We start from the raw sequence: 12,601 nt of genomic DNA on the forward strand, positions 1-12,601 counted from the left end.
CCGTTGATTTCCCGTCCCGCCCGTTTTGGCGGACGGGGCGGGAAATCAGCATCTCCCGGGATGCCGGGGCGCGAGCCCGGACGCCGCTTGCCTTCGACCGGCAAATCTGGCACAGCCTCTCAAAACACCAAGAGAGGACTGTGCATGAACCTGTTGCCCGTCAAAAGAGCGATCCTGTCCGTCACCGACAAATCCGGCCTGGCCGAATTCGGCGCGTTTCTCGTGGAGAACGGCTGCGAACTGGTCTCCACCGGCGGCACCAAGAGGATGCTTTCCGAGGCCGGGCTGCCCGTCACCCCGGTCAGCGACGTGACCGATTTTCCGGAAATCCTGGGGGGCCGCGTCAAGACCCTGCACCCGATGATCCACGGCGGCATCCTGGCCGACAAGGACGACCACGGCCACATGGAGACCCTGCGCGACTTCGGCATCGAGCCCTTTGATCTCATCTGCGTCAATCTCTACAATTTCGCCCAGGCCGCGGCCAAGGGGCTGGGCCTCAAGGACGCGGTGGAGCAGATCGACATCGGCGGACCCACCATGCTGCGCGCCTCGGCCAAGAATTTCCATTCCATCCTCGTGGTGCCCGATCCGCAGCACTACCCCAGGATCATGGCCGAGATCGCCGAGTCCGGCGGTGTGTCCCTTGCCCTGCGCAAGGAGATGGCAGCCCTGACCTTCAGGCTTGTGTCCGAGTACGATGCCATGATCGCCAGCTATCTGGCGGAAAATGACGCATGACAGGCTGTTGAAAAATGTCCGATTGCTGCGTTGCTTCAAAAAGGTCAAATCCTCGCGTACAGGAAGTACGCTTCGGCCTTGACCTTTTTTCGCGCCTTGCACTCGAACCTTTTTGAACAGCCTGAGAAAATGACATTTTCAACACATAAATAACAGGCCGACGCGGGCGAGGCCTCGGGCTTCCCCTCGCGGCCTCAAAGGAGCGGGCCATAGCCCAGAAACCAAAGGGCAACCTGCAAGGGTTGAAACCCAACCAGATCAAACGTCTTGTCCGGCTCTCCCAGCGGCAGTTCCCGCCGGACGCCAATTACACCACCGAGCAGGCGCGCGAACTGGCCGAGTTGAGCGCCGACACGGGTCGCCAGATCGGCCTGCTCGTCGACCGCCAGGGCAAGGTGGAGATGGTCCTGGTGGGCGACAACCGCTCCATCTACATCCCCGAGCTGCCCCGGGCGCGCATGAGCTCGGGCAGGCTGCGCGGCCTGCGCCTCTTGCACACCCATCTGGCTGGCGAGGCCCTGTCCCAGGAAGATCTGATGGACATGGTCTTCCTGCGCCTTGATTCAGTCACCGTGCTGACCGTGGCCGAGGGCACCCCGCATTCCGCCCAGGTGGCCCACCTGCTGCCGCCCAATCCCGATGACAAGAGTTACGAGGTCTTTGATCCGGTCCGCTGGGACAGGCTCGATACTGATCTGGCCGGGATCGTGGAGGCGCTGGAGGACGAGTTCGGCCGCCAGGACGATGCCCGCGACCTGGACGGCGGCGCGGAGCGCGTCCTGCTCGTCAGCGTGGACGACACCCCGCACGCCGTGCAGACCCTTTCCCTTGAGGAACTGGCCGAGCTGGCCGACACGGCGGGGCTCGTGGCCGTGGGCACCATGGTCCAGCGCGTGCGCAAGAAGAACCCCAGGTTCATCATGGGCAAGGGCAAGCTGGCCGAGCTTGAGGTCAAGGCGTTGCAGACCAACGCCTCGGTCATCATCTTCGACCAGGAGCTTTCCCCTACCCAGATCCGCAACCTGGCCGAGGTCACGGAGCGCAAGATCCTGGACCGCACCCAACTCATCCTCGACATCTTTGCCCAGCATGCCACCAGCGCCTCGGGCAAGCTCCAGGTGGAAATGGCCCAGCTCAAGTACACCCTGCCGCGTCTGGTGGGAAAGAACCGGGCCATGTCGCGCCTCATGGGCGGCATCGGCGGGCGCGGGCCGGGCGAGACCAAGCTCGAGATCGACCGCCGCCGCATCGACGACCGGCTGACACGGCTCAAGAAGGAGCTGGACCAGGTGCGCAAGCGGCGCACCCAGACCCGCGAGCGTCGGGCCAAGGCCGGGCTGCCCATCGTCTCGCTGGTGGGCTACACCAACGCGGGCAAGTCCACCCTGCTCAATACCCTGACCCAGTCCAAGGTCCTGGCCGAGGACAAGCTCTTCGCCACCCTCGACCCCACCAGCCGCCGCATCCGCTTTCCCCAGGAGCGCGAGGTGGTGCTGACCGACACGGTGGGCTTCATCCGCCGCCTGCCGCCGGATCTGAAGGAGGCCTTCCGGGCCACGCTGGAGGAGTTGGAGTCGGCGGATCTGCTGGTGCTGGTCTGCGACGCCTCCCACCCCGAGGTGGAGGAGCAGGTGGAGGCCGTGCGCGCCATTCTGGCCGACATGGAGCTTGACGCCATCGCCTCCATCCTGGTGCTCAACAAATGGGACCGCCTGGACCAAGAGGCGCGCGAGGCCATGCGCAATGTCTATCCCGAGGGCATCCCGGCCTCGGCCGTGGAGCGCTCATCCCTGGAGCCGGTGGTGGAGGCCATCCTGGCCGCCATCCCCTGGGGCCGACTGGGGGACTGAGCCGTCCGTACTTCTTGGGCGGGTAGTGGCGACGTGAAAGGCCGGGCTTAGCGAGTCCGGTCTTTTCCGTCCGTGGGCACACTCGCCTCGCACATGCCGCCCACTTCCCTGCCGTCATAGGACGAGTCGCATTCCAGCGGCTCCACATGGATGGTGACCTCGGTCCTGCCCAGGGCCGCTTCGATCTCGTCCTCGATGACCCGGCACAGGTCATGGGCCTCCTGCACCGAGGTCTGGCCCGGCACGAGCAGGTGAAAGTCGATGAACCGATGGCGGCCGGATTTTCGGGTGCGCAGGCCGTGGAAGGTGGCGCTATCCCCCTGGTGCTTGCGGATGGCCGCGCCGATGCGCTCGATCTCGTCGGGCGGCAGGGCGTCGTCCATGAGCCCGCCCACCGAGCGTCTGACGAGGCCCGCGCCCGTGCGCACGATATTCGCGGCCATGACGATGGCGATGATCGGGTCGAGGATCTGCCACTGCGGCGCCACCAGGAGCACGGCCAGCCCGGCCACCATGCCCACAGAGGTCCATACGTCGGTGAGCAGGTGTTTGGCGTCGGCCTCCAGGGTGATGGAGTCGAAGTGGGTGGCCGCCCGGAGCATGACCCTGGCGGTGAAGAAATTGATGGCCGAGGCGAGCAGGGCCAGGCCGAGGCCCGGGCCGAGGTTGGTCAGTTCCCGGGGGTTGAGGAACCGGTCGATGGAGGCGTAGGCAATGGCCAGCGCTGCCGCGACGATCAGGACTCCCTCGATGCCGCTTGAGAAGTATTCGGCCTTGCCGTGGCCATAGGCGTGTTTGCGGTCGGCCGGGCGCAGGGCGATGGTGATGGCCGTGAGGGCCAGCACCCCGGCGGCGAGGTTGATGACGGATTCCGTGGCGTCCGAGAGCAGGCCCACCGAGCCGGTCATGCCCCAGGCTCCGAACTTGAGGCCCAAAGTGATGATCGAGGCGATGATGGAGTAGACGGCGAACCGCCTGGGGGACGCGCCGTTCATGGCCGGTTCACGCCTTGGGCTTGGTCCAGGGGTTTTCCTCGCCGCGCGCCAGCCTGCGGATGTTCTCCCGGTGCCGCCAGAAGAGCAGGACCATGACCACCAGGGCCACGGGCACGAAGGCCACGTTGCCGGTGATGAGCATGAACACGGGCAGGGCCAAGGCCAGGGTCAGCGAGCCCATGGACACATGGCCCGACAGGCCGACCACGGCCAGACACATGGCCGCCGAAAGCAGGGTGCCCCAGAAGGAGACGGCCAGGAACGCGCCCACGGTGGTGGCCACGGCCTTGCCGCCCTTGAAGCGCAGGAAGCAGGAAAAGGCGTGGCCGAGGATGGCCGCCAGCACCACCAGACTCAGGCCGAGGTTTGACTCGATCCAGGCCGAGGCCATGAGCACCGGCACCAGCCCCTTGGCGATGTCGAGGACCAGGGCGGCGATGCCGAATTTCATGCCGCAGAGTCGGGCCACGTTGGTGGCGCCGATGTTGCGGCTGCCGTCGGTGCGCGGGTCGATGCCGCACAGGGATTTGGCCACGACCAGTCCGAAGGGGATCGAGCCGATCACGTAGGCGATGATGAGCCAGAGGATGAGGGACATGCGGGGTACTCCTGATGCCGTGCGTGTAGTGCTGTGTATGTATCGCTTTTGAGCCGCGATTGGAAGGGGCGGATGCCCGGACCTGTCGCGGTGGTCAGTCCTCGAAGACTTCCGCCAGCCTGATCTCGTTGGTCAGCGGGTCGATGCGGGAAAAGCTGACCTGAAACCGCTGGCCCGGATAGAGCTTGTCGCCCAGCAGCTTGCGCGGGGCGCGGACATTGATCTGATACTGGGGCATGGCCAGAGTGGCCATGGGACCGGTGTCCTCCACCAGCACGGCCGGGTGCAGCGACTTGCGGTGCCGGGCCAGATAGACGAGCTTCCAGTAGCGCGGCCAGAAGCGCTGCACGGCGCTCACCGCCCTGATGCGCGTGCCCAACTGGATGGCGAGGTGGTCCAGGGCCTCGGTATCGAGGCGCGGTTGTCCGGTCAGAAGCTGGCTGCTGACCTGGGACATGTTGATGAAGTCCGTGTAGCGGCGCAACGGCGAGGTGATGGGCGCGTAGGCCGGGACGGCCAGGGCGGCGTGGCGCTTGGGCGCGGTCTCCAGGGCCGGGGGCAGCAGCAGCTTGACCGAGCGCAATATCTCCGCCGGTTCGGTGAAGATGCCCGCCGCCTCCTGGGGGAGGGCGATGTCCTGGGTGCGATGGAGCAGCGGCACGCCATGGTCCCTGGCCCAGAGGGCGAGGCCGGAATTGGCCAGGATCATGAATTCGCTGATGACCAGCTCGGCCAGGGGGCACGGCTCCTTGAGGGTGATGTCCACCACGGCCTGGGCACCTTGGCCCGTGACCGTGACCACTGGCTCGGGCTTGCGGATGACGCAGGCTCCGCTCTCGATGCGCCGGTCGATGCGCTCTTTTGCCAGCCGGTGGGCCAGGACCAGCATCGGGTCCGCCTCCTCGGCAATGGCTCGGTCGGCGGCCTCGTAGCTGACGTTGGCCCTGATGGTGGCCCAGGTCAGGCGCGGCGTCACCGAGAGCAACTCCCCCCGGGCGTCCAGGCGGAAGAGGGCGATGAGCACCGGCCGCCGCTCCCCGGCCAGCAGGCTGTACAATCCGGTGCCGAACCGCTCGGGCAGCATGTGGGCCGTGCCCTCGGGCAGGTAGAGGCTGGTGGCACGGTCGGCCACGGCCCGGTCGAGCGGCGAGCCGAAGCGCCAGTGGGCGTCGGGCCGGGCCAGGGCGATGGACAGGGCGAAGCCGTCGCCGTCCGCTTCGATGTGAAAGGCGTCGTCGATGTCCCGGGTGGTGGGCGCGTCGATGCTGATCAGGTCCAGGGAGGATTCTTCGGCGGCCTCATTGAAAAAGTCCGCTTCTATCGCTTCGATTTCGCTCAGGAATGATTCCGGCCAGCTGTCTCCCCACACATAGCCTGCCTCGTCGAGCAGGTGGTTGTGGTGATGGGGGAGCACGCCCCAGGTCTGGGCCAGAAGCAGCGGCAGGTGGGGGGTGTCCGGCAGCCCCTTGGAGATGGCCTGCCAGACCTTGGTGCCGGTCTCGTCCAGGGTGGAGGCGATGGCGTGGCGCAGCAGGCCCTCGATGGCCCCGGCCAGTTCGCGGTCCAGGTCCGGCGGCTGGGGCTTGCGGCCCTGGCTGTAGGCTGCCCACAGCTCCTGGAGCAGGGTCTGCCCGGCCGAGGTGACGGCCTCGCGTTCCTTTTCCTCGGTCTTTTCGCGCAGTCGCTGCTCGACCTTTTCGGCGGGCCATATCTCGAAATCCGGGGGCCGGAACTTGAAGTGGGTCTTGGCCGAGAGCATGGCCCGGCCAAGGGCGGCCAGTTCGTCCGGCCCCGGGTCGTCAAAGAGCAGGTCGGCGAACCAGTTGAGCGGCGCGCTCTCCATCTCGCCCTGGGCCAGGGCCCACAGCTCCATGACATCAAGCCCGGCCTGGATCGCGCCGCGCCGGTCCTGGTGCTCGTTGAGAAAGTCCTGTATTTCCTGTCTGTTGGCGTCTTCGTTGTGGGTCGGGCCGGTCCAGGGCAGGATGCGTGCGGCCGGGAGCTTCATCTCCCGCTTGGTGATGGTGAGGAGCCTGAGCCTGCCCGAGGATTCCTCAAGCACCCAGGCCAGCTGGGGATGATCGCCCTGCATGAACTCCACCACCGTTCCGGGGCGGATGACTGGGGCGAAAACGGATTTCTTGACCATGTAAGCTACTTTGATCTGCGGTGAGCGTCGGGTGTGACGTATCTATCATGAATCGGTTGTCAGCGTAAGTGGGGCGGAGTAAAGGGTCCGCATGGAACGTGAAATCGTCGAGATCATCGGCATCGTGGCCGGGTGCTGCACCACGGCCTCCTTTGTGCCCCAGGTAATCCGCACATGGCGGACCCGGTCCGTGGCCGACATCTCGCTTCGGATGTATCTGCTCCTGTGCCTCGGGGTGTCGCTGTGGCTCGTCTATGGTGCGCTCATCGGCTCGCCCGCCGTGCTGCTGGCCAATGCGGCCACCCTGCTCCTGGCCGCCGCGATTCTGGGCATGAAGCTCGTGTTCGGACGCGCAAAGGGCCGCCCGCCCGGTCCGCGCCGATGAATCCAGGACTCCGCCGGAGCGTCCGGCCCGGCCGAGCCCCGTTCATTCATTTAAGAATCCTAATGCCTGAAGGACCGCTGGCCGGTAAAGACCATGGCCACCTGCGGAACCGCCTCGTTGACCGCGGCAATGACCTCGTGGTCGCGGATGGAGCCGCCGGGCTGGGCGATGGCGGTCACGCCCTGGTCGATGCACAGGTCCACGCCGTCGCGGAAAGGGAAGAATCCGTCCGACACCACCACCGAGCCGGGCAGCCCGCCCTTGGCCTCGGCCGTGCGTCGTTCGATGTCCGCGAGTTGCGCCTTGGCTTCCGAATCTTTCAGCGCCTTGAGCTTGAGCTCGAAGATGGACAGGCCAAGCTCCTTTGACGAGAGCAGGTCCGCGTACTTGGTATAGGCCTTGGTCACGGCCAGGAGCACGCAGCCCACGCGGTCCTGCTCGCCGGTGCCGATGGCCGTGGTCACGCCGTCCTTGACGAAGAGCACGGAGTTGGACGTCACGCCCGCCTCCACGGCCCAGGCGAAGAGCAGGTCGTCGGCCTCCTGTTTGCCCGGGGCGCGGGCCAGGAAGACGTTGCCGTCCTTCTCGGCCTTGGCCGGGAGGAAGTCCCCTGCCTTGAGAATGGCGTTGCGAAACGAGAACTGGACCACCAGGCCGCCGTCGGACAGGGACTTGATGTCCAGGAACGGGGTGCGGACGAGGCTTTCCAACCCGGCGATGCCGGGAATCCGGAGAATCCGCAGGTTTTTCTTTTTCTTCAGTTCGGCCAGGGCGTCTGGGTCGAAGTCCGGCGCGGCCACCACCTCGAAATAGGCGGAATTGATCAGCTGGGCAGAGGCCAGATCAAGGGTGCGGTTGACCACCACGGCCCCGCCGAAGGCGGCGATGCGATCCGCCTCGAAGGCGCGCCCCAGGGCCACTGCCACGCCCTCGTCGGTCCAGGCCGCGCCGCAGGGATTGTTGTGCTTGAGGATGAGTGCCGCGGGCTTGGCCGACAGGTACTGAAGGATGTTCAGGGCGTTGTCCACGTCGGTCAGGTTGGTCTTGCCCGGGTGCTTGCCCGCCTGGAGCATGTGCTCCTCGGTCAGGGCCGAGACGAGCCCCTGGCCCGCGCCGATGAACTTCACGCCGCCCACTTCCAGGCAGCCGCTCTTCAATTCGTAGAGGGCGGCGGGCTGGTCCGGGTTCTCGCCGTAGCGCAACCCCTTGGTCTGGCCGTCGATCTCCCAGGTGCGCTTGCTGAACGTCAATTCCTGGTCGCCCAGAACCAGCTTCAGATCGGCCGGAAACGGGTCCTCCTGAAGCGTGGTGTACATTTTCTTCAGATCACTCATGGCGTTACCCCTTGCGGCTTCCTTGGCCAGTTGCTTTCTACGGTTGCGTTCCGGAAGGAGGCGGTCATAGCACAGCTTGCCCCGGCGGGCAAATCCGAAGGGCGATGCGCCCCGGCCCGGCCTCAAGCGATGTGGCGAAAAGAGTGTGCCGTTCTGCGTCCGGCAGGGGATTGAGCAATCGATCAGTCGAAATGTAACAAATAATCATACCTCCAGGCAGAAAACTGTGGCAGAGTGGGGACAAAGTCAGAATCTGCGTCCCGGGGAGAATGGTGAACCATTGGGCGCAGCCAACGAATCGGAGGCAATATGCGACGTTTCAGGGATTGGGGGATGCGAAGCAAGGTGTTGAGCCTTTTTCTTGCGGCAGTCATCGTGGTGCTTGGGGGATTGCTTGGGTATTTCATCCCTGTGGTGGGTGACTCGCTGATGGATGAGAAGCGCGTGGCCACCCGCAGCGCGGTGGAGACGGCTTACTCGATCATGCAATACTACGGCGAGTTGGCTGCCGCAGGGACCCTGGATCAGGCCGAGGCTCAGGATCGCGCCAAGGCCGCCATCGGGGCCATGCGCTACATGGGCGACAACTACTACTGGATCAATGACATGGGTCCGACCATGATCATGCATCCCATCATTCCCGACATGAACGGGAAGGACCTGTCCCAGAACAGGGACCCGGAAGGGCGTCCCCTGTTCATGGACATGGTCGAGGTCAGCAGGACCGCCGGTGAAGGATTCGTGCCCTACATGTGGCCCAAGCCGGGGTCCGACAGGCCCCAGCCCAAGATTTCCTATGTCAAGCTGTACAAGCCCTGGGGCTGGATGGTTGGCAGCGGTATCTATGTTGATGACGTCCAGGCCCAGGTGTCCACCCTTCGCTGGCAGATTCTCCTGCCCACCGTTCTCGTCATGGGCCTGATCATTGCCGTGGTGATCTTCGTGGTCCGCGGCATGGTCATGCCCCTTGAGGAGGCAGTACAGGTGGCCAACCGCATGGCCGGGGGAGATCTGAACATCAAGGTGACGGTGCGCAGCCGCGACGAGGTGGGGCAGCTCTCAGGGGCCATTGCCAACATGGTCGAGGAGTTGCGGCGCGTGGTGGGCGAGGTGCGCTCGGCCAGCGAGCAGGTGGCTGCGGGCAGCGAGGAACTGGCCGCCTCGGCCATCGAGCTGTCCCAGGGGGCCACCGAGCAGGCGGCCAGCGTCGAGGAGGTCTCGGCGTCCATGGAGGAGATGACCTCAAGCATCGGCCAGAACGCCGAAAATGCCCAGACCACCAACTCCATGACCAATCAGGCCGCCCTGGACACCGACAGCGGCGGTCGGGCCGTGGCCAAGACCGTGGAGGCCATGAAGCAGATCGCGGACAAGATCCTCATTGTCGAGGAGATCGCCCGCCAGACCAACCTGCTGGCGCTCAACGCGGCCATTGAGGCGGCCCGGGCCGGGGAGCACGGCAAGGGATTCGCCGTGGTGGCGGCCGAGGTGCGCAAGCTGGCAGAGCGCAGCGGCGCGGCCGCAGCCGAGATCAGCGAGCTGTCCACCACCAGCGTCAGGGTGGCCGAGGAGGCGGGCGGCCTGCTCGCCAAGATCGTGCCCGACATTCGCAAGACCGCTGAACTGGTTCAGGAGATCGCGGCAGCCAGCAACGAGCAGAACGCGGGCGGCGAGCAGGTCAACAAGGCCATCCAGGAGCTGGACAAGGTCATCCAGCAGAACGCCTCGGCCTCGGAGGAAGTGGCGTCCACGGCCGAAGAGCTGTCGAGCCATGCCGTGCAGTTGCAGCAGAGCATCCGGTTCTTCAAGGTGGGGGATGGCGACATCTCCGCGCCCCTGGCACGTGGGGGCAAGGGCACGAAGGCCTATGACCCGACCAAGGGCAAGGTGGTTTCCAAGGCGGGGGGCAAGAGTGCGCCAGGGCCGGTGGTCCGGCGCGCAAGCCCGGCAAAGCCCCTGCCTGCGGCCAAGGCCGGGCGCGCCCCGGATTCCGGCAGCGGGGTGGATCTCGACATGGACGACGACTCCGGATTCGAGCGGTTCTAGCGGCCGCGAACTGACACCATCAACGGAGCCGTTCCCGGCCGGGAGCGGCTCCGCCGTTGTGTTTTGGCAGGCGACCATGTATGGTTGCCCATGACTCCCGTCAGGTCCGGCGGCGAGAGCCAGTCGTCCCGGTCCGCACCTGATTTCCCATCGCTCGGAGGAACCCCGTGAACATCTCGTTTCGTCTCATCGGATCCATACTCATAATTTTCTTCATCATTGTCGGCATGTTCGCCGCCACTTGGGTGGTCACGTCGAGCCAGGAGAGCGACAGCCTAGTACTCAACATCGCCGGACGCCAGCGCATGCTCGCGGAAAAGCTCGGCAAGGAGGCCCTGGCCTTTGGCGCAAGCGGCGACGCGGCCCTGCGCGGCCAGATCGAGACGACCATGACCCTGTTCGAGTCGTCCCTTGCTGCGCTCGACGCCTCGGGCCCCGTGCCCCTGACCCTTGATCCGCGCGGCCCCAGGGGCCAGTTGCCCGAGGCGAGCCGGGAGGCCCGGGCGCAACTGGCCAAGGTGCGCCAGCAGTGGGACGCGTATCGGGCGCTGGTGGAGCAGGGCGTGACCTCGGGCAAGCCGGACGTGGCGGGCATAGCGGCCCGGAGCGCGGCCGTGGTCGCGGCCATGAACGAGGCCGTGGTCCTGCTGCAGCGCGAGTCCGAAGGCCGGGTGACCACGCTGCTGGTCAGCCAGGCGGCATGCGTGGGCATCGGCGTGATCATCGTGCTGCTGGTGCTCTACAATCTGCGCACCAAGCTGACCCGGCCCCTTTCGCATCTCAAGGAGTACGCCGAAGCCGTGGCCGGGGGAGACCTCAAGGCCGTGAGCAAGGGTGAGTACACCGAGGAATTGCTCGACCTGAAAACCGCCATCGTGACCATGGTCGATGCCCTGGGCGAAACCATGACCACGGTGGAGACCCGGGGCCGGGAGGCCGAACGCAGCGCCGAGGAGGCGCGCCGCGCCGTGGCCAAGGCGGACGAACAGCAGGCCCAGGTGCGCGCCCTGCTTGAGACCATGAGCCGGGCCGCCACCAAGGCTAGCGACATTTCCCGCGATGTGGCCGCCTCGGTGACCCAGCTGGCGAGCCAGGTGGACGAGGTCAACCACGGCACGGACGTGCAGCGTGACCGCATGGCCGAGACGGCCACGGCCATGGAGGAGATGAACGCCACCGTGCTTGAGGTGGCGCGCAACGCCTCCAACGCCGCCCAGTCGGCCGACCGGGCCAGGGAGAACGCCAGGACCGGGGCCGAGGGAGTCCGCGCCGCCGTGGCCTCCATCGACGCCATCAAGGACCAGATCCTCGAACTCAACGAGAGCATGGGCGAGCTGGGCAAACAGGCCGAGAACATCGGCAAGATCATGAACGTGGTCACGGACATCGCGGACCAGACCAACCTGCTGGCCCTCAACGCGGCCATCGAGGCGGCGCGGGCGGGCGATGCCGGACGAGGCTTTGCCGTGGTGGCCGACGAGGTGCGCAAGCTGGCCGAGAAGACCATGCAGGCCACCAAGGAAGTGGGCGACGCCGTGTCGCGCATCCAGGCCCAGGCCCGGGCCAACATCCAGGCCGTGGAAACCTCGGTGCAGGATATCGTCAAGTCCACGGCCGCGGCCAACGAGTCGGGCCAGTTCATGGCCGAGATCGTGTCCATCGTGGGCGAGACCGCGGCCCAGGTGGAGTCCATCGCTACCGCCTCGGAAGAGCAGTCCGCAGCCAGCGAGGAGATCAACCAGGCCGTCACCGACGTCACCCGCATCGCCTTCGAGACGGCGCAGGGCATGACCCGGGCCGCCCAGGCCCTGGACGCCATGGCCGCCATGGCCGCCGACCTGGACGCCGTGATCCGCGACATGACCGGCGACGAGTCTGCGGCAGGCCGGATGGCCGGGGACGATGCACAGCCCGCCCAGAAAGCTCTCGCCCAAAAGGGTATCGCCCAAAAGGTTCCGGCCAAGGGTGTCACGGCCAAGGCAGCCCCCGCAGCCAACGGCCGGGCGAGTGCGCCTGCGGCCAAGGCCGCGCCCAGGCAGTCCGACCGTTCGGGCCTCAAGGCCGAGGACAAGGACGGCATCATGCAGTGGGCCGACGACCTGTCGGTCAACATCCGCGAGGTGGACGAGCAGCACCTGCGGCTGATCAACCTCATCAACAAGCTCCACGCGGCCATGCGCTCGGGCAAGGGCATGCAGGCCACGGCCAGGGTGCTCGACGAGCTCAAGGAATACACCGTGTTCCATTTCTCAAGCGAGGAGGCCCTGTTCGAGGAGCACGGGTACGCGGGGCTGGTCAATCATGTGGCCGCCCACAAGGCGTTTGTGAACAAGGTGCTCGACTTCGAGCAGCAGATACTTTCGGGCAAGTCGTCGGTGACCATGGAGGTCATGAACTTCCTCAAGGACTGGCTGGTCAAGCACATCAAGGGCGTGGACAAGAAGTACAGCGCCTTCTTCAACGAGCGCGGGATATACTAGTGTTGCGTTCCGCAATTAAATCC

9 protein-coding genes are annotated in these 12,601 nt (G+C 65.8%); 5 read left to right on the forward strand and 4 right to left on the reverse strand.

Annotated features, from left to right (window positions below):
- Window positions 1-144: 144 nt before the first annotated feature.
- Both QQS14_RS10360 and hflX read left to right on the forward strand, forming a co-directional pair.
- Window positions 145-741, forward strand: a complete 597-nt coding sequence (locus QQS14_RS10360) for an IMP cyclohydrolase (RefSeq protein ID WP_285906918.1) — start codon at window positions 145-147, stop codon at window positions 739-741.
- A 242-nt stretch (window positions 742-983) separates the two neighbouring features.
- The gene (gene hflX / locus QQS14_RS10365; RefSeq protein ID WP_285906919.1) at window positions 984-2,591 is read left to right on the forward strand and encodes a GTPase HflX; all 1,608 of its coding nucleotides are present in this window, start codon (window positions 984-986) and stop codon (window positions 2,589-2,591) included.
- A gap of 47 nt (window positions 2,592-2,638) precedes the next feature.
- On the opposite strand, the gene QQS14_RS10370 is transcribed toward hflX, so the two are convergent.
- The 3 genes from QQS14_RS10370 to QQS14_RS10380 all read right to left on the reverse strand — a co-directional run bounded on the left by QQS14_RS10370 (window position 2,639) and on the right by QQS14_RS10380 (window position 6,333).
- Window positions 2,639-3,586 carry a cation diffusion facilitator family transporter gene (locus QQS14_RS10370; RefSeq protein WP_285906920.1) on the reverse strand — a complete coding sequence of 316 codons (948 nt, stop codon included), beginning with the start codon at window positions 3,584-3,586 and terminating at the stop codon, window positions 2,639-2,641.
- Window positions 3,587-3,593: 7 nt separating this feature from the next.
- Complete coding sequence (gene plsY / locus QQS14_RS10375; RefSeq protein ID WP_285906921.1) at window positions 3,594-4,184, reverse strand: glycerol-3-phosphate 1-O-acyltransferase PlsY; 591 nt, start codon at window positions 4,182-4,184, stop codon at window positions 3,594-3,596.
- Between the two features lie 94 nt (window positions 4,185-4,278).
- Entirely contained in the window at window positions 4,279-6,333 is a 2,055-nt protein-coding gene (locus QQS14_RS10380; protein WP_285906922.1) for a ribonuclease catalytic domain-containing protein, read from the reverse strand.
- A 91-nt stretch (window positions 6,334-6,424) separates the two neighbouring features.
- Here QQS14_RS10380 and QQS14_RS10385 point away from each other — a divergent pair, with 91 nt between their 5' ends.
- On the forward strand, window positions 6,425-6,718 hold the full coding sequence (locus QQS14_RS10385; protein WP_285906923.1) for a SemiSWEET family sugar transporter: 294 nt from the start codon (window positions 6,425-6,427) through the stop codon (window positions 6,716-6,718).
- Window positions 6,719-6,777: 59 nt separating this feature from the next.
- On the opposite strand, the gene QQS14_RS10390 is transcribed toward QQS14_RS10385, so the two are convergent.
- The gene (locus QQS14_RS10390; protein ID WP_345782795.1) at window positions 6,778-8,052 is read right to left on the reverse strand and encodes an IMP cyclohydrolase; all 1,275 of its coding nucleotides are present in this window, start codon (window positions 8,050-8,052) and stop codon (window positions 6,778-6,780) included.
- A gap of 309 nt (window positions 8,053-8,361) precedes the next feature.
- Between QQS14_RS10390 and QQS14_RS10395 the strand changes: the two genes are divergently transcribed.
- Window positions 8,362-10,098 carry a methyl-accepting chemotaxis protein gene (locus QQS14_RS10395; protein ID WP_285906924.1) on the forward strand — a complete coding sequence of 579 codons (1,737 nt, stop codon included), beginning with the start codon at window positions 8,362-8,364 and terminating at the stop codon, window positions 10,096-10,098.
- A gap of 167 nt (window positions 10,099-10,265) precedes the next feature.
- Window positions 10,266-12,578 (forward strand): bacteriohemerythrin, encoded by a 2,313-nt coding sequence (locus QQS14_RS10400; protein ID WP_285906925.1) that lies wholly within the window; start codon window positions 10,266-10,268, stop codon window positions 12,576-12,578.
- Window positions 12,579-12,601 lie beyond the last annotated feature (23 nt).

The organism is Pseudodesulfovibrio pelocollis (assembly GCF_030282845.1).
GTDB classification, from domain to species: Bacteria; Desulfobacterota; Desulfovibrionia; order Desulfovibrionales; family Desulfovibrionaceae; genus Pseudodesulfovibrio; species Pseudodesulfovibrio pelocollis.